This window comes from Brevundimonas sp. (genome assembly GCF_051860745.1).
Taxonomy (GTDB): Bacteria; Pseudomonadota; Alphaproteobacteria; order Caulobacterales; family Caulobacteraceae; genus Brevundimonas.
The window spans coordinates 184,040-207,189 of the sequence record NZ_JBHYDN010000003.1 but is presented as its reverse complement, the minus strand read 5'-3'; the positions used below and the strand labels follow the sequence as shown (position 1 = coordinate 207,189).

The following is a 23,150-nucleotide window of genomic DNA, read 5'->3' as shown; positions in this document are numbered from 1 at the left end:
AGAATGCCCGAAATAGCAATGTTCCGCCAGTCGGTCAGGGAGGATTGACGAATGTTAAGTGGCGCCTGTTTATCTACCGGCCTAGATCGAGATATCCCGTCCGGACGCCCCGTCGCCAATGCCCGACTACGACTATCAGAGCGACAACCGGACCTTCTCGCAGGTGATCGAGGACATCGGCGTCAAGGACGATCCGAAACTGTACCTCGGCGAGCTGGTCAACGCCTTCGGCGAGCGCGGCTTCGGCGCCCTGATGCTGTTCTTCGGCTTGCTGAGCGTTGCCATCGGCATCATCCCGGGCACGACCACCATCCTCGGGGCGCCGCTCCTGCTGATAGGTCTGCAACTGGCGATCCGCCAGGACCAGCTGTGGCTGCCGCGCTGGGCCCTGCGGCGCTGGATCGAACGTGAAACCTACCGGCAGGGCGTGGAAAAGGTGCTTCCGCGCCTCAGAAAGTTGGAGCGGCTGTCCAAGCCCCGCCTGTCGATCATGACCAGCGAGCTGTCCGAGGTCCTGATCGGCGTCGCCACCGTCCTGCTGGCCTTCATCCTGATCCTGCCGATCTGGGGTGGCAATCTGGTGCCGGCCCTGATCATCTCGGCCTTCGGCTTCGGGCTGTTGCAGCGTGACGGGCTGGCCATCGTCATCGGCTGGAGCGCGATCGCCCTGATCGTCGTCGCGGCCCTGATTATCTGGCTCACCTGGACCTGGGTCTCTCCCTACCTCCTGCCGTTCTGGAGCTGGCTCAACGGTCTGCTGCCGCAGGCATGGACCTGGCTGACCGGCCTGTTAGGCGGCTGAGGTCCGGCGCCATCAGGCCGCCTGCTGTGCGCCCGGTCCGGGTCCGGCGAGCCCCTGCATGACCATCCTGTTGATGTCGATCAGGGCTTCGAAGTCATCCTCACCGCGCATGATCGCCGACGAGTGACGGCTGACGAACAGGCTGATCGAGATGATCTGGGCCTTCAGGCCCGAATTCATGGCGTTGTCGGGATCGGAGCAGTCGGTGGCCAGCGCCGACCACAGCCGGCGGTTCCAGTCCAGGGCGTCGATGCGCGCGGCGATTTCCGAAGTCTCCAGCGTCGAGGCGTGCATCAGCGCCCGGGTCACCTGCCCGAACAGCCGATACTCCATCTCACGCGGAGACTCAGCCCGAGAGGCCGCGGTCTTGTACGCCTGCAGCGACATTCGCCAGACCTTCCTCATACTCAACGAGTTTACGCGCCGCCATCAGCGCCTTGTAGTATTCGCGCGCCATCACATGGCGGGATGCCGCCACGCAGTCGGCCAGGACCCCCGGATTGCGCGACGCCCCCATGAATTCGCTCAGCCGCAGGGCGAACTCGTCATAGACCTTGGCCGCCGCCCCCTCGTCCAGGTACATCATCATGACCGGGAAATAGATGCGTCTGGCGGGGGTATTGGCATCCTCGGGCTGGAGAATGTCCTTCTCGCGCAGCACCGACGCCTTGTTTTGCAGGATCAGCACGCCGCGACGATCGCCGTTCTGGACGACGGCGCCGTTGAGGACGAATTTCTCGCCGGGCTTCAGCGACAGCTTGAGCGGCATCTGAGAGAGCGTCTCCTGACAGGCTCCCGGCGACGTTAGGAAACCGGGACCAAACGCAGCCTAAACAAACGTGGTTAACCATGTCTTGTCCGTCGCGACTGATCCCGGTCACCCCGGGGAACATCGGACAAGCACCGGGCGTTGACCCTACAGCAGGAGAGACCGCATGCCCGAGATCGACGGCTATTCGGACGACCAGGCCCAGTCAGAAGTCTATGACGAGACCCACATCGACGATGAGGGCGACGGCGACATTCTGCTGGATGAAGCGGATCTCGTGCTGGACGTCACACAGATGGCCGGCGACGCCGACGAGGAGCCGTTCGACGAGGACGTCGAGGACGATCTGGACGAGGTCCAGGGCGCATCCGGCATAGAGGCTGAGGCCGATGCCCTGCTGGGCGTGGATGGCGAGCGTCTGATCGAGATCGACGGCGAGAGCGCCGGAGGCCGCGGGCCGGACGAGGTCGAGCTGGTCTACTCCGGCCTGATGCGCAACGCCCGCGGCGCCCAGGCCAGCGCGGCCCACTGGGAAGCCAAACGCCTGTCAGACGACGACCTCGCCGGCCTGGGCTACGGCCCCGACGGCGACGAAGACCATCCCGCGAAATAAGGAGGGCGACTTGACCGTTCATACCGACCACACCCCGTCCCCGCGCGACGACGGCGATCCGGATACGCCGCATGCCAAAAAGGCCGCGCGCGAAACCGGCAAGCCGGATCAGCTGCGCGAAAAGGAACGTCACGCTGAGGACCGTCAGGAAGCCCTGCTGGACGAAGGATTGGAAGAGACCTTCCCCGCCAGCGATCCGGTCTCGGCCAAGCGGATCACCTGATCCGCGTCAGGTCTTCACCCGCCAGGTCGCGCCCTGCGGCCCGTCCATCACGACCACCTTCAGCGCGTTGAGCCGGTCGCGGATGCGGTCGGCCTCGGGCCAGTCCTTGCCCGCGCGGGCGGTGGCGCGCTGTTCCAGCAGGCCCTCGACCTCGATGCGGAGGGCGTCGGAGATCTCGCCTTCCAGCCAGTCGGCCGGATCGGCCTGAAGCACGCCAAGAAGGGCGCCGGCCGCGACCAGCTCGCCCTTGGCGCGGGCCACGACGCCGTGGTCGCCCGCCGTCATGGCGCGCTCAATCTCGCTGGACAGGGCGAAGAGGGTCGAAATGGCGCCCGGCGTGTTGATGTCATCCTCGATGGCCTTGAGGAAGTCCTCGGGCGGCTCATCGCCATTGGCCTCGACGGCGGCGGCGCGGTGCAGGGCGCTGTACAGCCGGTCCAGCGCCTTGCGGCTCTGGTCCAGCAGGGCCTGATTCCAGTCCAGGGGCTGGCGGTAGTGGGCGCTCAGCAGGGCCCAGCGCACCACCTCGCCCGGAACCGCCTGCACCAGGTCATGCAGCAGCAGGACATTGCCGATCGACTTGGACATCTTCTCCGCGTCGACGGTCAGGAAGCCGTTGTGCATCCAGTAGCGGCTGTACTCCGCATGGGGGTCGGGGGAATGGGCGTGGCCGTGGGCGCAGACGCTCTGGGCGATCTCGTTTTCGTGGTGTGGAAACACCAGATCGATGCCGCCGCCGTGGATGTCGATCGGCAGGCCCAGCGTCTCCTCGATCATGGCCGAGCATTCGATATGCCAGCCCGGACGTCCCTCGCCCCAGGGCGACGGCCACGACGGTTCACCCTCCTTCGAGGGCTTCCAAAGAACGAAGTCGTGCGGGTTCTTCTTGTAGGGCGCGACCTCGACGCGGGCCCCGGCGATCATGTCGTCGAGGTTGCGGCCGGACAGGCGACCGTAGGCCTCGTAGGACGAGACGTCGAACAGGACATGACCCTCGGCGGCGTAGGCGCAGCCCTGTTCCATGATCGCGCCGATCTGGGCGACGATGGCGTCCATATGGTCGGTGACATGGGGCGCGATGTCCGGCGGCGAGACGTTCAGCCGGCTCATGTCCTCCAGATAGGCGGCCTCGTAGCGGGAGGTGACCTCGCCGATAGGCGTGCCCTCCTTCGCGGCCTTCGCATTGATCTTGTCGTCCACGTCGGTGACGTTGCGGGCGTAGATGACCTTGTCCGCGCCGTACTGACGGCGCAGCAGACGCACCAGCACATCGAACACCACTGGCGGTCGCGCATTGCCGATATGGGCGTAGTCATAGACCGTCGGGCCGCAGACATAGAGGGTCACCCGGTCGGGGTCGCGCGGCGTGAAAACGCGCTTTTCGCGATGCAGGGTGTCGTGCAGGGTCAGCGGCATAGTGAGGCGGAAGCTTTCGGTTTTCTTGCGGGACGGACCCGCCGTCCCATATAGCGGTCCTGCTGCACAAGCGAACAGCGTCGAGATCGAGAATGAGCGTCATCCCCGTCAAGCCGGTTCTGGTCGGTGACAACGACCCGTCCAAACGCCCCAGCCGCGAGGAGGCCCTCAAGGCTGTACGCACGCTGCTGGCGTGGGCCGGCGACGATCCCGATCGCGAGGGCCTGCGCGACACGCCCAAGCGGGTGGTCGACGCCTATGGCGAATGGTTCGACGGCTATGACGCCGATCCGGCGGTCGAGCTGTCGCGGACCTTCGAGGACGTGCAGGGCTATGACGACATGGTCCTGCTGCGCGAGATCGAGGTGGAGAGCCACTGCGAGCACCACATGGCTCCGTTCCTCGGCAAGGCCTATGTCGCCTATATTCCGCAGGAGAAGGTCGTCGGCATCTCCAAGCTGGCGCGGGTGGTCGAGATCTTCGCTCGCCGCCTGCAGACCCAGGAAACCCTGACCCAGCTGATCGCCGATGCCATCGAATCAAACCTGCAACCGGCCGGCGTCGCCATCATGATCGACGCCGAACATCAGTGCATGACCACCCGGGGCGTGCATCACCGCCACGTTTCCACCATCACGACCCGCTTCACTGGCGTCTTCAAGACCGACGCCGCGCTGAAGGATCGCTTCCTGAGGTTGGCGAAGGGCTGATAGGTTCTCCTGAAAGGCGTATTTGGGACAATCACGGGCGTATGGAACCCCAACCCGCCTGAACCCGCTTTACAAGCCGGGTCGGGGACGCCAAGAGACGAACCGAACGTCATAGCTTGCGCTCGCCGCGATCGCGTCGAGCCCGATGGAGAGAGTGACACATGGGCTCCAAACTTTCCGGACCCGCCGGCCAGGGCGGCAAGACGATCGAGCAGAACGCGGACATCAACGTCACGCCGTTCGTCGACATCATGCTGGTCCTGCTGATTATCTTCATGGTCGCCGCGCCGATGGCCACCGTTTCGATCCGGCTCGACCTGCCGCCCGCGACCCCGCCCCCCCCGGGCGAGGTCAAGGAACCGGTCTACATCACCATCCAGGACACCGGCTCGATCTTCCTGGCCGACCGCCAGACCACGATCGAGACCCTTGCCGCCGACGTGTGCGTGGCCCTGGCCGCCGCCAACTGCCGCGACGAGCGCGTCTTCGTCCGCGCCCAGCCGGAAGTGAAGTACGACCAGTTCATGGAAGTCATGAACACCCTGCAGGAGAACGGCTTCTTCAAGGTCGGCCTGCTGAACGAAGACATCGAATAGGCGCCACGCCGCGCTGAACGAACAGGGGCCGCGTCCGCAGGGATGCGGCCTCTTTCTTTTGTTCTCCCTCCCCCGGAGTGGGGAGGGGCCGTGAGGCGCAGCCGAGCGCGGGTGGGGAAGTTCGATCCCGCCGCCGTCCGGGCTTGAAGCTACAATTCCCCACCCGGTCGCTTCACGACCACCCTTCCCATGAAGGGAAGGGGGAAGGATCGCTACTGCACCGACTGCCGTGGCGGGGCCGGCGTGGCGGCGGCCGGGGCTGTATAGGGACGCTCGCCGGCGGCTTCGGCCGGCGCCGGCGTTGCGGGCGCGGGCGTGCGGGCGGCCGGACGGGCGGCGGGACGGCGTGCAGGCGGGCGAGCGGCGCGAACGGGCGCGGGAGCCGGGGCGTCCGCCGTCGGAGCGGGCGCCGGCGTCACTCCGGCCGGACGCGGAGTCGGGGCGGCGGCGGGCGCGGCGGTCTCCGTCGCGGGAGCAACCGCCGCAGAAGCCGCGGCTGCGCGGGCGGCCAGTTGCTGGCGCGCCTCGAAGCGGCGGGCCAGTTTCTCGGTCAGGTTGCGGGCGGCGGCGGGCTCCATCTGGGCCATGATGGCGGCCAGGGAGCGGGGACGCATGGCGGCGGCGACGGGCAGACGGACATCGTCGTCCAGGGTGGCGAAGACGCGGGCCGCCTCGCGCGGGCGCATCGCGGAATAGACGGCCACCATGCGATCGGTCTCGGCCTTTTCCTGCTCGCTGACCTGACCCAGCAGAATGCGGACCTCGGCCTTCACAGCCTCGAGGGCGGCGACCTTGGCGTCCAGCTTCTGTTCGGCCGTCGCCAGCAGAGGCAGCATCGAGGCGAGATCGACGTCGCGCGCGTCCAGTTCGATGCGGCGATTCTTCAGCGCATCCAGAATGCGCATCTCCGCCGGCGACAGTCCTGCCTGTTGGGCCAGTTGTTCCGGCGTCAGGGCGCAGACCGCCGCAGCGGCCGCCACGGGGGCCGCAGCAGCGCCGGCGGGCACGGCTTCCTCGGCCCAGGCGCGGGCGCCCTCGAACAGACCGGGGGCGACACCGACGGCGCGAATCAGAACCACCCCGCCGATAGCGACGGCGATCAGAGGCAGCAGGCGGGGGATCTTGCTCATGATCGGCTACTCGTAAAAGCCCTCAAGTCGCCGGGCGCCGCGCGCCGGGCATTGGGCAAGATAGGGGGTTCAGGCGGCGAAGAGGTCTTCGTCGAGATTGCGGCGTGACTGGTTGAGGCTTTGCTTCGCAGCCTGGTTAGTGCTCCGGCCTGCCGTCAGGGCGCCGAGGATAGCCGCGACCGGCGCAGGGGCACGCGTGGCCGGGGCCATGCCCTGGATGCGTTCCGCCAGAGCGGCCATGCGCAGGGCCCGCTCGCCTTCAGCCGTAACGGCCACAGGAGCGCGGGCGGCGACCAGCACGGGCTTTGGCGCCTCCTGGGGCGCGGTCTTCAGGGTCTCGGGCGCCCGGGCGATCAGGACTTCCAGCTGGGCCTTCACCTCCCGCCCCTTGACGATGCGATCGTGGAGAAGATCGGTTTCCTGACCCGAGGCCCGGAGGCTGGCGAGGGCGGCCTCGGCCCGGCCGGCGGCGGCGTTGAGTTCGGTGACAGCGGTGGCGAAGGCCTGCTGGCCGGCGCGGAGGGCGGACAGCTTCTTCTCCAGCCGCACGCCGTAACCGAGTGCGGCCACCAGCAGCAGCATCAGCACGCCATCGAGGATCATTCCGGTCATCAGCGTCTTCCCTTCGTCAGACTGGTCGCGGCTTCAATGCTGATCGGCGCCTCGATCCGCACGGCGATGCTCTGCCCCTTCCGGCCCATCTTGCCGGTCGTGACCGGGATGGAGCCGCAGCGGACCGAGATGTCGGAATCGGGCGTGGCGTTCAGCATCAGGGTGTCGCCGACCTTCAGGTCCAGCACCTTGGAGAGCGGCAGCTGCTGCTCGTCCAGCACCGCGCGCACCTCGGTTTCCGTAGTCCAGAGCTCGGTGGCCAAGTGGCCTTCCCAGATGTTGTCGCGGCCGAACTTCTCACCCATGAACTGCTGCAGCAGCATCTTCCGGATGGGTTCGAGGGTGGCGTAGGGCAGAAGCAGTTCGATGCGGCCGCCCCGATCCTCCATGTCGATGCGCAGCTTGACCAGGATCGCGGCGTTGGCCGGGCGGGCGATGGCGGCGAAGCGCGGGTTGGTCTCCAGCCGGTCGAGGCTGAAATGCACGGGCGTCAGGGGTTCGAACGCCGCGCGGGCGTCGGCCAGCACGACCTCGACCATCCGCTGGACGAGAACCCGCTCGATCGTAGTGTAGGGCCGGCCTTCGATGCGCAGGGCCGCGGTGCCGCGACGGCCGCCCAGCAGCACGTCCACGATCGAATAGATCAGATTGGAATCGACCGTCAGCAGACCGTAGTTGTCCAGCTCCTCGGCCCGGAACACCGCCAGGATGGCCGGCAGGGGTATGGAGTTCAGATAGTCGCCGAAACGGATCGACGAGATGTTGTCGAGACTGACCTCGACATTGTCCGAGGTGAAGTTGCGCAGCGAGGTCGTCATCAACCGCACAAGGCGGTCAAAAACGATCTCGAGCATCGGCAGCCGCTCGTAGCTGACGAGGGCGGAGTTGATGATGGCGCGAATGCCGGTCCGCTCGCTGTCATCCCCCTCGCCCATGTCGAAGCCCAGCAGGCTGTCGATCTCATCCTGATTCAGGACGCGTTCGGAGAGGGAGGACGGTCGCGCATCGTCCGCCCCGGCTTCTTCCGCGAGGGGGTCGGCGCTTTCGGCGAAGGCCGCGTCGGTCATGCCTACTGCACCAGCATTTCTTCGATCAGGACGGCGTCGACCTTGCCGGGCGCCGCGATCAGATTGACCCGGCGCAGGATTTCGGCGCGGAGTTGGAAGCTGCCGGCCGATCCGGCGAGGTCCTCCGGCCGCAGCTCGCGCAGGAAACCCTGAAACATGTCCTGCATCCGCGGCATCTCGGCCTGCAGCTGCTCGGCCACATGAGCGTCGCGGGTCTCCAGCGTCAGTTTCAGTTTCAGGTAGGTCGGACGGCCGTCGGGAGCCTGAATGTTCACCACCATGTCCGGCAGGGTAAAGAACGTGACGCCGTCCGGCCCCTCGGCGATCACGCCCAGCGAGGCGTCCGCAGCCCCGTCGGCGGGCGCGCCGTGGCCTCCGCCTTTCTTCTCGGCCTTCTTGTCATGGCCGCCCTTCTTCTCGGCGCCGTGGCCGCCCTCTTCGGCCGAGGCCGCCTTGGGCTGCATCAGAAAGAAGGCCGCACCCCCGCCGCCGCCCAGCACCACCAGGGCGGCCGGAATGACGATGAACAGCAGGGGAAGTTTCTTCTTCTTCGGCGCAGCGCCATCCTCGCCCTCGGCTCCGGGTGCGTCCGAAACGGCCGGCAGGTTGGCGGCCTCGTCGCCGCCCTCCTTGGCGTCCTTCTTCTTGCCGAATTTGAACATGGACCACGCCCCGAGAATCTCCTGACCCATACGAGCGTTTTTTGGTTAACGAGCCGCTAAGAACCGGCAAATCCTGCCGGGTAATCCGGGCGGCAAAGCCGACTAAATGCCCGTCCGCACTGGATTAACCCTGTTGGCACGACCGTTGCGAGGGGATGGCCGAAAGGAGCCGCCTCGTGGAAAACGCCGCCTATGTCGGACTGTCACGCCAGATGACGCTGCGCCGCGAGCTCGACATCGTGGCCAACAACATCGCCAATGCGGACACCACCGGTTTCAAGGTCGAACAGCTGCTGCTGGGCGCCGAGATCGGCGAGCGGGCCCGCAACGCCTTCATCCGGCCAGGTGCCAGCTTCGTGCTGGATAACGGCATCGGCCGCGACTACGGCCAGGGCGCGCTTGAACAGACCGGCCGCAATCTGGACTTCGCCATCGAGGGCGAGGGCGCCTTCTTCAAGCTCGATGACGGCGCCGGCGAGGCCTATACCCGCGACGGCGCCTTCACCCTGGATCCCGAAGGCCGGCTGACGACCGAGGGCGGTGCAGCCGTCCAGGGCGACGGCGGGGAGATCATCCTGGATCGCGCGCTGGGCGAGCCTGCCGTAGCCGCGGACGGCACGATCAGCCAGAACGGCAACCCGGTTGGCCGGATTTCCATCGTTCGCTTTGACGCCCTGGCGGCGCTCGAAAAGGGCGGCGACGGCCTGTACCGCAACGCCTCCAACGCCACCGCTATCGAGGCGACCGACGCCCGTGTGCGTCAGGGCATGCTGGAAGGCTCCAACGTCAATCCGATCCTCGAGATCACCAATCTGATCGAGATCCAGCGCGCCTACGAGAGCGTCACGCGGATGATCGAGAACGCCAACGACCTGTCACGCCGCGCCGTCGAGCGGCTGGGCCGGGCATAGAAGGGAGACTGAGACATGCGCGCGCTCAGAACCGCAGCCTCGGGCATGGCCGCCCAACAGCTGAACGTCGAGGTCATCTCGAACAACATCGCCAACATGAACACCGTCGGGTTCAAGCGGCAGCGGGCCGAGTTCCAGGACCTGCTGTACCAGAACGTCGAACGGATGGGCGCGCAGTCGTCCAGCCAGGGCACGGTGGTTCCGACCGGCATCCAGATCGGCGCGGGCGTCAAGGCCGGCAGCGTCTATCGCATCACCGAGCAGGGCTCCCCCACCCAGACCGGCGGCCGCTACGATGTCGCCATCGACGGGCGCGGCTATTTCCAGGTCCTGCTCCCGTCCGGCGAGACTGCCTTCACCCGCGCCGGCAATTTCGCACTGAATGGCGAGGGCCAGCTGGTTACCGACGACGGCTATGCGGTGCAGCCGAACATCTCGATCCCGCAGGACGCGGTTGATGTGTCGATCTCCAAGTCGGGACAGGTGCAGGTCATCACCGCCGGAGAGACCGAGCCGTCGGTCGTCGGCCAGCTGGAGCTGGCCAGCTTCTTCAACGAGGCGGGGCTGGAGGCGATCGGCGACAACCTGCTGATGGAAACCGCCGCCTCGGGCGCGGCCAATGTCGGGACGCCCGGTGAAGTCGGCTTCGGCCAGCTGCTGCACGGCTATACCGAGGCCTCGAACGTCGACGCTGTGGCCGAAATCAGCGCCCTGATCATCGCCCAGCGCGCCTATGAGATGAACTCCAAGGTCATCACCACCGCCGACCAGATGCTGTCGGTCAGCGCGGGCGTGAAATCATGAGGTCCCTGATCCTCGGGGCCGTCGCGGCCCTGATAGTCGCCGGCGCCGCTGTCGCTGGCCCGGTAAAGCTGAAGGCCAACCCCGTCGACAGCGACGGCCGGGTGACCCTGGGCGACCTGTTCGATGGCGCGGGCGCAGCGTCCAATGTGGTGGTCGGGAACCGCGTGGGACCCTCCATCGTCTTTGAGGCCGGTCAGCTTCAGAGCCTCGCGCGTCAGTCGGGCCTGGACTGGGCAAATCCGACCGGGTTGCGCCGCGTGGTGGTGCGCAACGCCGCCGCCGCGCCGACATCCGCCCCTTCTGCTCCCGTATCACCCGCCGCGGCCGAGGGCGCTCCGGCCGCTGTCGCCGCCCGGCCCCAGCCCGTCCGCACCGCCCTCGCCGAACGCGTCATCACTCGCAACGACATGGTCGAGGTCGCCTATGAGGTCGGCGGCGTGCGCTTGACCATCACCGGCCGCGCCGAGGGCAATGCCGCCGCCGGCCAGCGTCTGGCGGTTCGCAACCTGCAATCGGGCCGCACCATCGACGCCGTAGCCATTGGCCCCGGTCTGGCCCTCGCAGGCCCGACCGCTCAGGAAGCCCGCGCCGCCCAACATTTCGCCGCCCGATAGAGGGATACAGTTTATGCGTACCGTCCTGATCGTCACCACCGCCGCCCTCTCGCTGGGGGCCTGCTCCACCGCCATCGAGGCTGTGCGCGGACCGGAGCTGGCGCCCATCGGCTATCCCGCCGCCCTGATGCCGACCAGCCAGACCTATCTGCCTTCGCCGGAGCAGCAGCACGCCGACCGCGCGGCCAGCGCCAACAGCCTGTGGCGCGCCGGGGCCCGCACCTTCTTCGGCGACCAGCGCGCGCGCCGGATCGGCGACATCGTCACCGTCAACATCGATATCGACGACCGCGCCCAGACCCAGAATTCGACAGCGCGCAGCCGCACCAACGAGATCTCCGGCGGGGTCACCAATTTCTTCGGACTCGAGAACAGCCTGGGCCAGGCCTTCCCCGGCGGATTCGACCCGGCCAATCTGGTCGGACTGGAAGGCGAATCGAACTCAAACGGCTCCGGTTCGGTCAACCGGTCCGAAAAGGTCAGCCTGACAATCGCGGCTGTCGTCACGGACGTGATGGTCAACGGCAATCTGGTCATCCAGGGCCGGCAGGAAGTGCGCACCAACCGCGAGGTGCGAGAACTGACCGTCGCCGGCATCGTGCGGCCCGAGGACATCAGCTCGGCCAACACCATCGCCCACACCCAGATCGCCGAGGCCCGGATCAGCTACGGCGGCCGTGGCGACATCAGCCGCGTCCAGGCCGCGCCCGCGGCCCAGGCGCTGGTGGAGCGGTTCAGTCCCTTCTAGGTGGGCCGCGGTCGTCGGCCCTTCGGGACCTCCCGACCCGACGCGGCCTTGGGCTGAATCCGGCCGTTCGCCGAACGCGCGATAAATTCATCACATCCCGGACAAGGTCCGGATGCGTCCAAGCGGGGCCGTGAACCGTTAATGGAATGTAGCGTTTCGACACCAGACGCGAGATTCCCCGATGCTCAAGATCGCCATTCCAGCCGTCGCCGCCCTAGGGCTGATCGCCTTCGCCGCCCAGTCGCAGGCGACAAACCTTGATGTCCAGACCGGCGTTGCACCGATGGGCTGGCATCTCAGCCGCGAGGGGTCGCTGGCCAAACTGGCCTATGGTGTTGAAAACTCCGACCAACTGGCCCTGATGATGACTTGCGAGCGGGGGCAGACCCAGGCGACGGTTTATGGCGACGTCCAACCGGCGAGCCGACGTCTGATCAAGGCGTCAATGGCGACGACGATTGATCCCCTGAGCGGCGGACTGGCCGATGAGACGCGGATTTCGGTTCGCGATCCAGCCCTGCGCCAGCTGGCCCGAAGCGGCAAATTGGCGGTTGAGGCCGACGCCGGACAGTTCGAATTGTCCGCAAACCCGGCCGAACGCCGCCTGATCAGCGACTTTTTCGCCTATTGCGGTTCGGACCGCGTCTGACCACAACAGTGGACTGAGCATTCCGCGGGGGCTGAGCCATGATCGCCTTGTTCGTCATCGCGACCCTGGCCGCGCAGAGCCCGGCACCGGAACCCGCCTGGACCTGGACCCTGTACGCCGACGCGGAGCCGGTGGTTCTGGCTCATGAAGTCCCCGACACCGCCAACCTGCGCACGACGCTGGAATGCGATCCGGGCACGAGCGTCGCGCGGCTGACCCTGTATGGCGGCCCGGCCCTGAGCGGTATGGCGCGGGTCACCGCCGGCGAAGCCTCCGCCGTAGCCGAGGCGGCGACGGCGCGGGCCGGCGCTACCAAGCTGGCGCTACGGACGGACCATCCCGTGTTCGCCGCCTTTACGGTCGACGGTCGGATGGCGATCGTCGTCGGCGACCAGCGCCGCCCGATCGAGATCCCCGCCGCGCACCTTGCCAAGCTGCGCCGGTTCGCGGAACTGTGCTCGGGCTGATCGCGGGAGACGTCGATGCGCGCCCCAGCCCTGATTGTCCTGACCGTCCTGGCCCTCAGTGCTGCGGCCTGCGCCACGGTCGAGACCCCGGTGGAGCCGGCCCCCGCCGGCGCTTCATCCGGCTCGCCGGCGCCCGTGGCCGATCATGACTGGTTCTATCATCGCGACGGCGGAGAGGCTCGACTGGTCTATGGACTGGCGGAGAGCGATGATTTGCGGCTGGGACTGGATTGCGGTCAAGGCAGCGGACGGCTGACGTTGAGCGCCGTCGCCGGTCCCGACGCCAGGCCCGAGATCCACGTTGAGGCGGGCGGCGAGACGGAACGGTTTGCGGCGCGGTCCGAGCCGTCCGAACTGCATGAAGGCGTCTTCCTGACGGCCGAAGCGGGGACGGACGCGCTCGTGTTCCAGCGCTTCCGACGGGTCGGCTGGATCGCCCTGTGGCTGGACGGCGAACGGCAGGGCTATGCCCCCCATCCGGAATCCGCGCCGAATATCGAACGGTTCTTCGCCTTCTGCGGTTGACGCGACGGCTCCGCTCCGGTGCAGTCACGCCCAATCCGGGAGAGGGACCTCATGAAGCTCGTCATCGCCGCCGGCGCCATCGCCGTACTCGCCGCCGTCGCGGCCCCTGTTTTCGCCCATCCCGCACCGGTGCAGGCCCCGGCCGCGCACAACGCCGAGAACCCGGCCCTGGCCGTCGTTCTCACCGACTACGAGGCCTATCTCCGCGCCGTGGACCCGATCAATGCGGGCATGGAAGGCGACCGCGCCGCCCTGTCGCGTCTGCCCGACGGCTCGCGCGCCTTCGAAGTGGCGCAGGAACCGGTGCTCAGGGGGTTCGCCGACCGGCTGGTTGCGATCGACGCCGCCGGGCTGAGCGACGATGACCGGCTGAACCACACCTTCCTGACCTATGTGCTCCAGCGGTCGCTGGCCCGCATCCCGCTCGACACCGGCCGGATTGACGCCTTCAACTCCGAGGGCGGACCGGGACAGGGTCTGGCCTATATCGCCAGCGTCACCCGGATCGCCACCGCCGCCGACGCCGAGGCCTGGATCGCCCGCCTGGAGGCCATGCCGAAAAGCTATGCCGATCCGCTGGCCAACGCCCGGCGCGGTCTCGAGACGGGTCTGGTCCAGCCCCGCTCCATCGTCGAAAACGCCCTGACCCTGGTCGGGCCCGAGGCGGCGCTGACGCCGGACGCCGATCCGCTGCTCAAGCCGTTCGAGACCTTGCCCGCCTCCATCCCGGCCGCCCAGCAGGCCGCCCTGCGCGAACGGGCGGCGCGGGCCGTGGCCGAGGGGATCATGCCGCAGCGGCGCGAATGGGCGCGGTTCCTGCGTGAGGACTATCTGCCCCGCGCGCCTGAGACCCTCGGCCTGGTCCATCGGCCCGGCGGGCGCGAGCTGTACGCCTATCTGGTGCGCGGCTTCACTACCACGGACCTGACGCCTGACGAAGTCCACGCCATCGGCCTCGAGGAGGTCGCCCGGATCCGCGGCCGCATGGATATAGAGATGCGCGCCGCCGGCTGGACCGGGGATTTCGCTGGTTTCCTCAACTTCCTGCGCACCGATCCGCAATTCTACGTCACCAGCCGCGAGGCGCTGCTGGAGAAGGCGTCGGAGATGGCCAAACGGGCCGACGACGGCCTGCCGGCCCTGTTCGGGACCCTGCCCCGCCTGCCCTATGGCGTGCGTCCCGTGCCCCTGGCCATCGAGGCCAACTACACCACCGGCCGCTACAACCAGGGCTCCATCGAGAACGGCGTCGCCGGCGGCTATATGGTCAACACCTCGAGCCTGAACCAGCGCGGCCTCTACGAGCTGCCGGCCCTGACGCTGCATGAGGCGGTGCCGGGCCACCATCTGCAGATCGCCTTGCAGCAGGAGGCCGAGGACGGCCCCTATTTCCGGCGCAGCGTCGACGTCACCGCCTTCGTAGAGGGCTGGGGCCTGTATTCGGAGTTCCTCGGCGAGGAGATGGGCTTCTATCGCACGCCGTATGAGCGGTTCGGGCGGCTGAGCTACGAGATGTGGCGCGCCTGTCGGCTGGTGTCGGACACCGGCATCCACTGGCTGGGCTGGAATATCGAACAGGCCCGCGCCTGTTTCCGCGACAACTCGGCCCTGGCCCCGCTCAACATCGAGACCGAGCTGCAGCGGTATATCGGCTGGCCGGGGCAGGCCACGGCCTACAAGATCGGCGAGATCCGGTTGCGCGCGGTGCGGACGCGGGCGGAGGCCGAACTGGGCGACCGGTTTGACATCCGCCGGTTCCACGACGCCCTGCTGGTCGACGGTCCGCTGCCGATGGCCCTGCTTGACGAGCGGATGGACCGCTGGATCGCGGAAGAGAAGGCGCGGCCCGCCGACTAGGCGAGCCCCAGCGCCGCCCGCGCCTTCTTCGTCAGCCTGGCCGCCACGATGCCGTGGGCGATGGCCAGATGCTCGGCCAGTTCGTCGTCGGCCCAGTCGCCGATCTGCGGCAGGTTCACCCATTTGTTCCGCGCCATATAGGGCGCGGGGCGGGCGTGGCCGGATTCGGTCAGCACCTCATAGGCGATGTCGGAAACCTTGAAGGAGATGCCGCCCCGCTCGCCGACCATGGCGAAGATCTTGCCGCCGACGCGATAGGCGTCGTGGTCCTCGCCGAACGGATGGTCCAGCGTCACCGACGGCAACGCCAGGCACACCCTGCCGACGCCTTCGCGATCCATGATCAGGCCTCCACGCCCACGCCGATAGGACAGACGACCCCGGTCCCGCCGATGCCGCAATAGCCCGCCGGGTTCTTGGCCAGATAGCCCTGGTGGTAGTCCTCGGCGAAATAGTATGGGCCCGCCGGCGCGATCTCCGTCGTGATGGTCCCGCGTCCGGCCTTCGTCAGGGCCGCCTGATAGGCTTCGCGCGACGCCTCCGCCTCGTCCCGCTGGGCGTCGTTCAGATAGTAGATGGCCGAGCGGTAGGTGGTGCCCACATCGTTGCCCTGGCGCATCCCCTGGGTCGGGTCGTGATTCTCCCAGAAGGCCTTCAGCAGATCGCCGTAGCTGGTCTCATGCGGATTGAAGACCACCTGCACCACCTCGGCGTGACCGGTCCGGCCCGTGCAGGTCTCCTCATAGGTCGGATTGGGCGTGATCCCGCCGGAATAGCCGACCGAGGTCACCCAGACGCCCGGCAACTGCCAGAAGATGCGCTCCACGCCCCAGAAGCAGCCCATGCCGAGAATGGCGGTCTCGAACCCTTCCGGATGCGGCCCCTTCAGCGGGCGGCCGGTGACATGGTGGACCTGGTCGGTATGCACAGGCGTCGCGCGGCCCGGCAGGGCCTCCGCGGCGGTCGGCATTTCGTGGGTTTTCTGGAACAACATGGCGGGCTCCCTGATAGGCCGCGGTCAGAAGGCTCCGCCTTCCTGATCCGACGCGGCCGGTCGAACGATCATTCTTCCATATGGGGCCTCATGCGCCGCTTGCCGAGGGGGTCCGGGTGTTCTATCAGCCTCGCCTCGCGCCGGATCGACCTCCGGCGCGTTCACGCACGTCGTGGAAACGGACAGGTGGCGGAGTGGTCGATCGCGCACGCTTGGAAAGCGTGTGTAGGTGAAAGCCTACCGAGGGTTCGAATCCCTCTCTGTCCGCCACCGTTTAACCCATTGAATATCAAAAATAAAATTGCATCGCCGACAGGCCCGCGAACTCGACTCTTGCGGGCCGCAAACTAGTGCGATCGCCAGACGGGGCGGGTGTTTGCGGGCCATAAACCCCAAGAACCCTCGGCCGCCGTCTCTGTCGTCCAAAGATCCGGTGGAGTTTCCCTGCTAACAGGGAAATTAGCAGGGAATTTCCGCTTTCTTGGCGGCGGTCGCCGAACCGCCTCGACGCCGGGACCTAATGCCAGCAGCCCTTTCGACCGGCCGGCTGGTATCCGGGCGCTGTCGTTAGCAGGGAAAATTGTCGGCCTGATCAGGGAAACAACGCCGCCGGCAGGAAACGCCTGGCGCGGGTCATTCCGCGAGCATCCGCCGCTGGTCGTCCCAGCACAGCGGGATAGGCGCGAAGCGCAAATCCTCCAGGCAGAGCCCCGTCTTCTGCCGACCTTCGAGCATCGCGAGTTGCAAATCCGGCGCGAGCCAGGCGAGCCGGATCAGGCCGCGCTCATGAACAGTCGGGGGCGCCTGCAGCAGGACGCGATTGGCATCGGCATGGGCATCGAGAAGCTCATGGGCCCGCTTCACCGCCTTGACCAGCGGCTGGCTGATGCAACCGCGCTTCGGCGGCTCGCCGTTGAGTGCTCGCGGCGGATAGCTCGCCCACGGCCGAGGCCGAAGACTACGCCAGCTGGCGGGCTTGGGCTCAGGTGGAGGCGGACGCCATCGACCCGCTGCTGGACGGCTCGGCCCCATTCGACCGTCTGCCGCCAATCGAGGACTGGGAATGGCGCGGTTGGTGAGGTGGTGAGACTCGAACCTGACGCGCCCAACAGACCGTCCCGGACGCGAGGCCCTGATCAGGGTCGGTCGCCGACACGCGGGATTCCGAGAAGTCGGACCGACCGGTTGGACGACTGGCAGCATCCCCGCAGTTGGTCATTCTGGATCGCACTACGAGTTCTTGGACATTCTCTGAGCGCTTCAGGATGTGAAACCGGGTACGCGAAACTTGGCACGCACCTTATGGTCGACACGATCAAGCTTTCGCCGCCTGTACGAGCGCCAAGCCCGCAAAGATGGCAATAAGGAGACCTCCCAGTGCAAACGTCGCGAACATAATTTTCAGCAGCTTGCCGTAGCTCAGGCGGGTTTTTCCGGTGCGGGCAGCCTCCTTGATCAGGTTGAGGGCAGGAGTGGAGAGCTTGGCCAGTTTGGTTTCCTCAGCTTCGAGGGCCCTCTCGCCGATCTTAACTAGTTGTCGGGCACGCTGGTCGAATCCGTAAAACAGCCCAGAGATAAGTACTATCGCCACCCCGAGCGCTAGCAGGAATTCCTGCTGGTTGTCCTTGATCGCGCCCGCACAGCCCGCAAGGAGAGCCGCCATCAAAATCATGTAGAAGTGGACCGTCTGCATGCGCTGTTTGGAATGGAGGTCGAACCAAGCCCAAGCGTGATCCAACGCGTCACGTTCTACCAAGCTTCCGGTTACAGGCGCTGCCCCCCCGGCACTCAGCACCCTAGTGATCCAGGTCCAGAGATCCACGCCAATGCCCATCCTTAGATGATGGCCGCAGCTCCGGGCCAGATTAGAATTTCGGAATTCCCTTGGCTCGCCCGAAGACCCCGCCGGCCCATTTGAATTCGACGCACCTAATGTCGGTCCAAAGTCTCAGCTAGGTCAAGATCTCGGCCGGAGGGCTCCGTCACCCCAAACCTAGCTCCGCGGCAAGCCGGACTGACCCCGAGAAACATACAGGCCACATCACGCCGAACGAGCCGTGCCGTCTGTTCATCCTTTGATGCACCCAAGGGAGCCTTTGCAGCATCTATTCCCAGAACGTCGTCTCACCTTCCAAGAAGTCCATGAACTCCCAAAACGTAGCGTAAGAAAGGACCGAAGCTGTCTTTTGCGCGGGATCAAATCTCTTGTCGACTTTGTCAAACCCGAAATCCGCCACCCCTTTGATCGCCACGAAGTACGGTCTAAAAAGAGGCATCGATTTCGCCGCTTTGAATACGCCATAGGTTTCCATGTCCAGCGCAACGGCACTAGGCGACCGCTCCAATATTGACCTTACCTTCTCTCTGTCACTTACGACACTAAGACCGCTCACAATCCGCCCAGCCTTCAGTTCGATGTTTGGCGAACTATAGCCTGCGAGTTGCGAGAGCCTAACCAAGCGCGTGTTTTCCGGCATTTTTGACAGTTTCTTCGCGAGCGCGTCACCGCGTCGCTCCATAAAGCTACTAAGGTACTTCGCTAGCGGCTCCCGCACTGTTATCGTTTTTGCACGACTAATGAAACGACTGATATCTTCTGTCCCTTCTACATACTTTCCTTCATCCCAACACGCCACTTCATCCGCCACGATTATATCATTGAGGTTTGCATTCCTCCCTGCTGTGCGAAAGCCACAGCACATCCCCAGCATTGCGACCAACTTAGGGCGGAAAACGTGCAGAAGGTTGCTTGAATGCACCGCGGCGGCAGCTATGCCCATCTCTTCGAAGCAGGCGAACACAAGACTGCGCTGTTCCCCACTGGGGGTTTTCACCATCCCGTGGAGCACCCGTGATCCCGGGAACATCACATGACCGTCTTGGGGCTCTGCAACCCAGTCGATCCTCGACGATATAGGGACAAACTCGCTTCCACCTCTTGCCACCACCACGAGGATGTCTGTGCCGCTCCTTGACAGCGCATACCGCGACATTGCCCGCTGCGCGTCGAAGAGGTAGCGAAGCTTGTCCGCTATCCGCCGCGCCCAACCGGTGTCGTTGTGTGAAAATATTTCCAGGTGGAACAAGTAACGCGCAAACGACTCCCGATGTAGGAGTGCAGACTCCTCGTGCTGTGTTAGCCCGATGACGTGTGTAGGGGCATTGAGGATGCCCTTCACCAAGTCCTGTAGCAATGCTATGGCGAAAGCTGGCGATGGCATCTGACCAGCGCCGGGAATGTGCAAATCGAGTATAAGCACATCATGGTGGGCCTGTTTCAGACAGTCCCGTGCGGTTTCGTAGTCGACCGCATGGGTAAACCGAATAGCAGCGGGTTCGACAGCCGCTGCCAGGGTCGCCATGATGCGCTCAGCTTTGGCCGCGTCGTCCTCGACGAGCAGTATTTCAATATCGTCGTTCAAACCCGAGGCCTTCCACTAGCCTAAGGAACGTGTCTCGCCACGCTTCGGCTGTATGATCAACTCGCACTGCGCCCCGGTACAACTTGGGAAATGCGGAACGTAGAACCTCGTCTAGCTCATCGATGCCCGAGATTTTGAAATCTTTGCTTTCAACAAATGAATCGTGAGCCGTCGCAATTATGACGGGCACGCGGCTGTCTTGCGCGCTCATTACCTGCAAGACCCTGATCCCGGACGTTTCCCGTCGCCCAACCTCACGCCCGGTAGCTCCGGCGGCGGGAAAATTCATGTCAAGAACCAGGAGATCCCACGGTTCGGCTAGCAAGCCGAGGGAGGCTGAGACTGCCCGTGCCCAGGTCACCTCGGCGCCGAAGCCGCCACGGAGGGCATCCCTAATGGCTTTGAACTTGGTTTCTTGATCTTCTATGCACAGAACCTTCATCACAACACCTTCACCACCAGATCCCCCGCTGGTATCCTAACCTCCACGGATGTATGATGGCGGCCGGCTTTAGGCATAATGAAGTTGATCTTCGGCACGACTCCCAAACGGTGTCTGCACACGTCAACGATCTTCTGAAAGCCCGAGCTCCCTTCACGACCAGCGAACTCGCTGCTCTCTCCCTTTGCCAGCTGCGCAATTCTCTCCCTGTCGGCGCGCATCACCTTGAACGCCTGAGAAGTATAGGAATTGTAGCACTGGACTATGAACTCGTCGCCGCGCCCTATAAAGCTTAGGGCTATCTCGGTCATCCGCCCCTCCCCGCTATGTTTCATGGCGTTCGACATAGGGTTGTGGACCACCTCAGTCATCGCCACAAAGCTGCCGCCCCGGAGTTCGAAATCGAAGCGGCGGATAGATTTTCCTTCGCGCTCCTGAGCACATTTGACCTCTACATTCAGCTGTTTCGAAGTGCTTAGGTGAACAATGTGTGCCTCAAACATGACTAGGTGCGTAGCCCGATAGGAGCCGAACTCAACATCCTCCTCGGTGACCTTCAGCCATCCAGAGAGTTCGTTTTGCGTTGCGTCTGCAGACAGCGTCAACGCGTCAAAGAATGCCGCATGGCGATTGCCGTGCGCTCGAATAACTTCACTTCTGCTACGCTCTATAAGAGAATTGATGTCGGCGACCAGGACGGTCTCCAAGTCCTGTCGCATACGATTGAGAACAGCTATTACGGTCGATCTCACGTGGGCTGCGAGGTCCTCGATTACGTCGGAAAGGATGATTGTTCGAGCAGTAAAGGTTTGAGACATCCTTTGCCGCATTTGCATCCGCAAGTGGTCTAACTCTTGCCAATCTGAGCGGACAGTGAGGTGCTGATCGAGAAATATCTCAACTTTGAGAGCTATTTCTCGTTTGAGATTGGTCGCTTCTTCGTATGCGGCGCCCAGATTCTCTGCAACGAGAGCGTCTTCCCAGTTGAAGGCGCCGCGGGGCTCACATTCGCAACACTCTCGGATAGCGTTGATAAATGATGCTTGGTATCGATCTGTAATCCAACCGTGTCTGATATTACTCGAAATCTGCTTGTCCAACGCGTTGGTGCCCGTCAAGAAGACGCCCTTTATGAGGCCCTCTATGTCTATCTTTAGCAAATCTACAAAAGCGCTCACCTGTTCTTCATTGCTGAAGTCCGAATATCTCCGATTAAACTGCAATCCGGGATAGACTTGGGCAACAAACCGAGCCGCTTCCTGCCTTAGAAACTCTCGCCGAATTCTGATCCGGCCGCGTGCAAGCGCCTTCCTGAACTTCAGGAGTGCGATGCACCGTCGCTCCTCTTCGAAGATTTCATTACAGGATAGGGGCGCGAGGATACGCTGGCCGATGAATTGCTGGCCAAGCGCGATTCGCTGCGCAGCTCGAAGATAGTCCGTCTTCCCCTGCTCATCATCAAGCGCTTCGTCTGTTCTCGTCGGTGGAGGAAGCTTCAGGTGCAGGTCTGCGACAATGTCTCCCCGAAGAATGTAGTTCGCGAAGGTTTCTGCGGCTCGGGGCGGAAGTTCGGCTTTGATCTGGCCCACTAACGCATAAAGAGACTTATTCTGTCGGCGACTTGCTTCAATGACCCGGGAATAGCTTCCGATAAAGACCCCATCCCCCCGCGCAACACGAAGGGCCAGAGAATTGTTGCTCCTGGTCGCAAACATAATATCGCAGAAACATTTAGGTATGGATGGGGCCTCCCTGAAGGTCGGCATTAAGTGATTCAGTTTTTCCCAGTCAAGAAAATCTAGAATACTAGGATCGAGCTCGTGCAAAAGAGCGATTGCCCTGTACGCTTGCTCAAGCTTGTTAGTGCGCAAGCCTCGTCTCAGAGAATTAATGAGACTTTCAGCTAACTCGAAGTAATCATTGTCGAGCGCGGACCGGGTGCTGCGGCCTGTTCTCGCACGTGATTGCACGGCATAGCGTTCAATCGCCGCTTCGCCAATGTCACCGTCTCCCTCGGGCTCGAAGTCCATATCGAGAGCTGCCTCTGCAGCGTCTCGTAGTGCTTGGACCCTCGCCGATAGATAAGTGAGGCCATAAATTTCGGTCAAATGAGCCCGTCCCGGCGGGCTGCCTTCAGCGAGATCTAACAGCGCTAAGCGGAATTCCGGCCCCCATACATACCAACTGCTCGCAGTTATCTCGTTCGCTAGTTCCGGTACGCGATGAAGCGAATTCGGGGACCACGAAATTTCGAAGGCGTGTGCGAGCTTGGCGAGTTCGGCGAAGGAGCGAAGGGGGTAGTGTAGGCCGAAACTCTTGAAGCAGGTCGACACAAACGTCGCCACGCCACTCGCGAAGTCTCGATCGTCATTGGCTCTGAGTGCAGCGCTTTGGAGGAATATCGAACGATCCAGATTGCTCTCTATGTTCACCGCTTCAGGTATTCGAGCGCCAGACAGAAAACCGAGGGCTAGAGCACCTAGATACTCGCTGTTGGAAAATGAAATTAGAGCGTCGTGCGTCTGAACAGCTCGATCGAGCTCTTCTTCCCGATGGATTAGAGAAATGATCTGCAGATCGATAAATGATTCCGATCCACCGTCGACTGTCTCAGTGTAACGTTTGAGGAACGAATCCCGAGAGAGGCTCGGCTTCCTATTCTCGAATTCGACCGCATGGGGCTGGCTAAGAGCGATCGCCCTTGCGATCTGGGCTCGCACCGCGAAGCCGGGAGCGTACGCTCCATGTTCAGTGCTCATGATTAGGCGGGCCCACCCGATTACGCAGAGCGCGGAACGTGCCGGAACATTAGCAGGGGGTCAACGACCAGCGTTCGGCTAATTAGCCAGCGGTCGACGTAGCAGCGACCGTATCCACCGCCAGGACATATTTGGGGGGGCTTCCGCTCGACCTCGGAGCTTCAAACAGAAGGCGCCAAGCGATGATGTTGCTCCCCCAGCGAAACGATCCTGCTGACCGCTCGCCAAGCAGCAGTGTCTCGCTCTGCCCACGTAGGATCCTCAATGTAGATGAGAGCAGAGAGGGATCACCTAGCAGAGCCGGGCATACAACCAGCTCAACATTGGCGATGTCGGACTTGCCGTCCTGTCTGTCTAG

At 64.2% G+C, this 23,150-nt stretch carries 27 protein-coding genes and 1 tRNA gene; 15 read left to right on the top strand and 13 right to left on the bottom strand.

The genetic code is table 11. From position 1 onward, the window contains the following. Positions 1 to 118 precede the first annotated feature (118 nt). On the top strand, positions 119 to 802 hold the full coding sequence (locus tag ACTIEW_RS05440; protein ID WP_439476898.1) for an exopolysaccharide biosynthesis protein: 684 nt from the start codon (positions 119 to 121) through the stop codon (positions 800 to 802). A 12-nt stretch (positions 803 to 814) separates the two neighbouring features. On the opposite strand, the gene flaF is transcribed toward ACTIEW_RS05440, so the two are convergent. Both flaF and flbT read right to left on the bottom strand, forming a co-directional pair. Then, positions 815 to 1,189 (bottom strand): flagellar biosynthesis regulator FlaF, encoded by a 375-nt coding sequence (gene flaF, locus ACTIEW_RS05435; RefSeq protein ID WP_439476897.1) that lies wholly within the window; start codon positions 1,187 to 1,189, stop codon positions 815 to 817. Further along, positions 1,149 to 1,571, bottom strand: a complete 423-nt coding sequence (flbT, locus tag ACTIEW_RS05430) for a flagellar biosynthesis repressor FlbT (protein WP_439476896.1) — start codon at positions 1,569 to 1,571, stop codon at positions 1,149 to 1,151. Before flbT ends, flaF begins: the two co-directional genes overlap by 41 nt. A 166-nt stretch (positions 1,572 to 1,737) precedes the next feature. Between flbT and ACTIEW_RS05425 the strand changes: the two genes are divergently transcribed. Together ACTIEW_RS05425 and ACTIEW_RS05420 are read left to right on the top strand one after the other, a co-directional pair. Beyond that, positions 1,738 to 2,184, top strand: coding sequence for a hypothetical protein (locus ACTIEW_RS05425; protein ID WP_439476895.1), 447 nt, complete (start codon positions 1,738 to 1,740; stop codon positions 2,182 to 2,184). Between the two features lie 10 nt (positions 2,185 to 2,194). Continuing rightward, positions 2,195 to 2,407 carry a hypothetical protein gene (locus ACTIEW_RS05420; RefSeq protein WP_439476894.1) on the top strand — a complete coding sequence of 71 codons (213 nt, stop codon included), beginning with the start codon at positions 2,195 to 2,197 and terminating at the stop codon, positions 2,405 to 2,407. Between the two features lie 6 nt (positions 2,408 to 2,413). Here the strand turns inward: ACTIEW_RS05420 and cysS are convergent, their stop codons facing one another. Beyond that, complete coding sequence (gene cysS / locus ACTIEW_RS05415; protein WP_439476893.1) at positions 2,414 to 3,823, bottom strand: cysteine--tRNA ligase; 1,410 nt, start codon at positions 3,821 to 3,823, stop codon at positions 2,414 to 2,416. A 92-nt stretch (positions 3,824 to 3,915) separates the two neighbouring features. On the opposite strand from cysS, the gene folE reads away from it, so the two are divergent. Continuing rightward, entirely contained in the window at positions 3,916 to 4,533 is a 618-nt protein-coding gene (gene folE / locus ACTIEW_RS05410) for a GTP cyclohydrolase I FolE (protein WP_439476892.1), read from the top strand. Positions 4,534 to 4,694: 161 nt separating this feature from the next. Further along, on the top strand, positions 4,695 to 5,129 hold the full coding sequence (locus ACTIEW_RS05405) for a biopolymer transporter ExbD (protein ID WP_439476891.1): 435 nt from the start codon (positions 4,695 to 4,697) through the stop codon (positions 5,127 to 5,129). Positions 5,130 to 5,341: 212 nt separating this feature from the next. Here the strand turns inward: ACTIEW_RS05405 and ACTIEW_RS05400 are convergent, their stop codons facing one another. The 4 genes from ACTIEW_RS05400 to ACTIEW_RS05385 form a co-directional block, all read right to left on the bottom strand. Further along, positions 5,342 to 6,259, bottom strand: a complete 918-nt coding sequence (locus tag ACTIEW_RS05400; protein WP_439476890.1) for a MotE family protein — start codon at positions 6,257 to 6,259, stop codon at positions 5,342 to 5,344. Between the two features lie 69 nt (positions 6,260 to 6,328). Beyond that, positions 6,329 to 6,871 carry a DUF6468 domain-containing protein gene (locus ACTIEW_RS05395; protein WP_439476889.1) on the bottom strand — a complete coding sequence of 181 codons (543 nt, stop codon included), beginning with the start codon at positions 6,869 to 6,871 and terminating at the stop codon, positions 6,329 to 6,331. Continuing rightward, on the bottom strand, positions 6,871 to 7,938 hold the full coding sequence (gene fliM / locus ACTIEW_RS05390; RefSeq protein ID WP_439476888.1) for a flagellar motor switch protein FliM: 1,068 nt from the start codon (positions 7,936 to 7,938) through the stop codon (positions 6,871 to 6,873). The genes ACTIEW_RS05395 and fliM overlap by 1 nt, the downstream gene beginning before the upstream one ends. A 2-nt stretch (positions 7,939 to 7,940) precedes the next feature. Continuing rightward, the gene (locus tag ACTIEW_RS05385; RefSeq protein ID WP_439476992.1) at positions 7,941 to 8,600 is read right to left on the bottom strand and encodes a flagellar basal body-associated FliL family protein; all 660 of its coding nucleotides are present in this window, start codon (positions 8,598 to 8,600) and stop codon (positions 7,941 to 7,943) included. Between the two features lie 176 nt (positions 8,601 to 8,776). On the opposite strand from ACTIEW_RS05385, the gene flgF reads away from it, so the two are divergent. The 8 genes from flgF (at position 8,777) to ACTIEW_RS05345 (ending at position 15,175) form a co-directional block, all read left to right on the top strand. Continuing rightward, positions 8,777 to 9,511 carry a flagellar basal-body rod protein FlgF gene (flgF, locus tag ACTIEW_RS05380; protein WP_439476887.1) on the top strand — a complete coding sequence of 245 codons (735 nt, stop codon included), beginning with the start codon at positions 8,777 to 8,779 and terminating at the stop codon, positions 9,509 to 9,511. Positions 9,512 to 9,526: 15 nt separating this feature from the next. Then, the gene (gene flgG / locus ACTIEW_RS05375; RefSeq protein WP_439476886.1) at positions 9,527 to 10,315 is read left to right on the top strand and encodes a flagellar basal-body rod protein FlgG; all 789 of its coding nucleotides are present in this window, start codon (positions 9,527 to 9,529) and stop codon (positions 10,313 to 10,315) included. Next, positions 10,312 to 10,929 (top strand): flagella basal body P-ring formation protein FlgA, encoded by a 618-nt coding sequence (locus ACTIEW_RS05370; RefSeq protein ID WP_439476885.1) that lies wholly within the window; start codon positions 10,312 to 10,314, stop codon positions 10,927 to 10,929. Before flgG ends, ACTIEW_RS05370 begins: the two co-directional genes overlap by 4 nt. 13 nt (positions 10,930 to 10,942) lie before the next feature. Then, positions 10,943 to 11,677, top strand: a complete 735-nt coding sequence (flgH, locus tag ACTIEW_RS05365; protein WP_439476884.1) for a flagellar basal body L-ring protein FlgH — start codon at positions 10,943 to 10,945, stop codon at positions 11,675 to 11,677. 181 nt (positions 11,678 to 11,858) lie between these two features. Next, positions 11,859 to 12,326 carry a hypothetical protein gene (locus ACTIEW_RS05360; protein ID WP_439476883.1) on the top strand — a complete coding sequence of 156 codons (468 nt, stop codon included), beginning with the start codon at positions 11,859 to 11,861 and terminating at the stop codon, positions 12,324 to 12,326. 38 nt (positions 12,327 to 12,364) lie between these two features. After that, entirely contained in the window at positions 12,365 to 12,793 is a 429-nt protein-coding gene (locus ACTIEW_RS05355; RefSeq protein ID WP_439476882.1) for a hypothetical protein, read from the top strand. A gap of 15 nt (positions 12,794 to 12,808) precedes the next feature. Then, complete coding sequence (locus tag ACTIEW_RS05350; protein WP_439476881.1) at positions 12,809 to 13,318, top strand: hypothetical protein; 510 nt, start codon at positions 12,809 to 12,811, stop codon at positions 13,316 to 13,318. A gap of 51 nt (positions 13,319 to 13,369) precedes the next feature. Continuing rightward, a complete protein-coding gene (locus tag ACTIEW_RS05345; protein WP_439476880.1) occupies positions 13,370 to 15,175 on the top strand; it encodes a DUF885 domain-containing protein in 1,806 nt (601 codons plus the stop codon). Here the strand turns inward: ACTIEW_RS05345 and ACTIEW_RS05340 are convergent. Together ACTIEW_RS05340 and msrA are read right to left on the bottom strand one after the other, a co-directional pair. Then, positions 15,172 to 15,516, bottom strand: a complete 345-nt coding sequence (locus ACTIEW_RS05340) for an MmcQ/YjbR family DNA-binding protein (protein WP_439476879.1) — start codon at positions 15,514 to 15,516, stop codon at positions 15,172 to 15,174. The two genes, ACTIEW_RS05345 and ACTIEW_RS05340, sit on opposite strands and share 4 nt — an antisense overlap. Positions 15,517 to 15,518: 2 nt before the next feature. After that, complete coding sequence (msrA, locus tag ACTIEW_RS05335; protein WP_439476878.1) at positions 15,519 to 16,169, bottom strand: peptide-methionine (S)-S-oxide reductase MsrA; 651 nt, start codon at positions 16,167 to 16,169, stop codon at positions 15,519 to 15,521. A 180-nt stretch (positions 16,170 to 16,349) separates the two neighbouring features. Here msrA and ACTIEW_RS05330 point away from each other — a divergent pair. Further along, positions 16,350 to 16,439: transfer RNA gene (locus ACTIEW_RS05330), tRNA-Ser, on the top strand. A gap of 363 nt (positions 16,440 to 16,802) precedes the next feature. Here the strand turns inward: ACTIEW_RS05330 and ACTIEW_RS05325 are convergent. Then, positions 16,803 to 17,033: a hypothetical protein gene (locus tag ACTIEW_RS05325; RefSeq protein ID WP_439476877.1), complete on the bottom strand. Its 231-nt coding sequence runs from the start codon at positions 17,031 to 17,033 to the stop codon at positions 16,803 to 16,805. A 53-nt stretch (positions 17,034 to 17,086) separates the two neighbouring features. Here ACTIEW_RS05325 and ACTIEW_RS05320 point away from each other — a divergent pair, with 53 nt between their 5' ends. Next, a complete protein-coding gene (locus tag ACTIEW_RS05320; RefSeq protein WP_439476876.1) occupies positions 17,087 to 17,248 on the top strand; it encodes a hypothetical protein in 162 nt (53 codons plus the stop codon). A gap of 236 nt (positions 17,249 to 17,484) precedes the next feature. On the opposite strand, the gene ACTIEW_RS05315 is transcribed toward ACTIEW_RS05320, so the two are convergent. From ACTIEW_RS05315 to ACTIEW_RS05305, 3 genes are all read right to left on the bottom strand, one after another. Then, positions 17,485 to 17,991 carry a RipA family octameric membrane protein gene (locus tag ACTIEW_RS05315; RefSeq protein ID WP_439476875.1) on the bottom strand — a complete coding sequence of 169 codons (507 nt, stop codon included), beginning with the start codon at positions 17,989 to 17,991 and terminating at the stop codon, positions 17,485 to 17,487. Positions 17,992 to 18,274: 283 nt separating this feature from the next. Next, positions 18,275 to 19,591 carry a phosphorylase family protein gene (locus tag ACTIEW_RS05310; protein WP_439476874.1) on the bottom strand — a complete coding sequence of 439 codons (1,317 nt, stop codon included), beginning with the start codon at positions 19,589 to 19,591 and terminating at the stop codon, positions 18,275 to 18,277. A 441-nt stretch (positions 19,592 to 20,032) separates the two neighbouring features. Continuing rightward, positions 20,033 to 22,792, bottom strand: coding sequence for a hypothetical protein (locus ACTIEW_RS05305; RefSeq protein WP_439476873.1), 2,760 nt, complete (start codon positions 22,790 to 22,792; stop codon positions 20,033 to 20,035). Positions 22,793 to 23,150 lie beyond the last annotated feature (358 nt).

Bases quoted from the DNA above. Each gene is read 5' to 3' on its own strand.
- ACTIEW_RS05440 (WP_439476898.1), top strand. From the start codon at position 119: ATGCCCGACTACGACTATCAGAGCGACAACCGGACCTTCTCGCAGGTG.
- flaF (WP_439476897.1), bottom strand. From the start codon at position 1,189: ATGTCGCTGCAGGCGTACAAGACCGCGGCCTCTCGGGCTGAGTCTCCG.
- flbT (WP_439476896.1), bottom strand. From the start codon at position 1,571: ATGCCGCTCAAGCTGTCGCTGAAGCCCGGCGAGAAATTCGTCCTCAAC.
- ACTIEW_RS05425 (WP_439476895.1), top strand. From the start codon at position 1,738: ATGCCCGAGATCGACGGCTATTCGGACGACCAGGCCCAGTCAGAAGTC.
- cysS (WP_439476893.1), bottom strand. From the start codon at position 3,823: ATGCCGCTGACCCTGCACGACACCCTGCATCGCGAAAAGCGCGTTTTC.
- folE (WP_439476892.1), top strand. From the start codon at position 3,916: ATGAGCGTCATCCCCGTCAAGCCGGTTCTGGTCGGTGACAACGACCCG.
- ACTIEW_RS05405 (WP_439476891.1), top strand. From the start codon at position 4,695: ATGGGCTCCAAACTTTCCGGACCCGCCGGCCAGGGCGGCAAGACGATC.
- ACTIEW_RS05400 (WP_439476890.1), bottom strand. From the start codon at position 6,259: ATGAGCAAGATCCCCCGCCTGCTGCCTCTGATCGCCGTCGCTATCGGC.
- ACTIEW_RS05395 (WP_439476889.1), bottom strand. From the start codon at position 6,871: ATGACCGGAATGATCCTCGATGGCGTGCTGATGCTGCTGCTGGTGGCC.
- fliM (WP_439476888.1), bottom strand. From the start codon at position 7,938: ATGACCGACGCGGCCTTCGCCGAAAGCGCCGACCCCCTCGCGGAAGAA.
- ACTIEW_RS05385 (WP_439476992.1), bottom strand. From the start codon at position 8,600: ATGTTCAAATTCGGCAAGAAGAAGGACGCCAAGGAGGGCGGCGACGAG.
- flgG (WP_439476886.1), top strand. From the start codon at position 9,527: ATGCGCGCGCTCAGAACCGCAGCCTCGGGCATGGCCGCCCAACAGCTG.
- ACTIEW_RS05370 (WP_439476885.1), top strand. From the start codon at position 10,312: ATGAGGTCCCTGATCCTCGGGGCCGTCGCGGCCCTGATAGTCGCCGGC.
- flgH (WP_439476884.1), top strand. From the start codon at position 10,943: ATGCGTACCGTCCTGATCGTCACCACCGCCGCCCTCTCGCTGGGGGCC.
- ACTIEW_RS05360 (WP_439476883.1), top strand. From the start codon at position 11,859: ATGCTCAAGATCGCCATTCCAGCCGTCGCCGCCCTAGGGCTGATCGCC.
- ACTIEW_RS05355 (WP_439476882.1), top strand. From the start codon at position 12,365: ATGATCGCCTTGTTCGTCATCGCGACCCTGGCCGCGCAGAGCCCGGCA.
- ACTIEW_RS05350 (WP_439476881.1), top strand. From the start codon at position 12,809: ATGCGCGCCCCAGCCCTGATTGTCCTGACCGTCCTGGCCCTCAGTGCT.
- ACTIEW_RS05345 (WP_439476880.1), top strand. From the start codon at position 13,370: ATGAAGCTCGTCATCGCCGCCGGCGCCATCGCCGTACTCGCCGCCGTC.
- ACTIEW_RS05340 (WP_439476879.1), bottom strand. From the start codon at position 15,516: ATGGATCGCGAAGGCGTCGGCAGGGTGTGCCTGGCGTTGCCGTCGGTG.
- msrA (WP_439476878.1), bottom strand. From the start codon at position 16,169: ATGTTGTTCCAGAAAACCCACGAAATGCCGACCGCCGCGGAGGCCCTG.
- ACTIEW_RS05305 (WP_439476873.1), bottom strand. From the start codon at position 22,792: ATGAGCACTGAACATGGAGCGTACGCTCCCGGCTTCGCGGTGCGAGCC.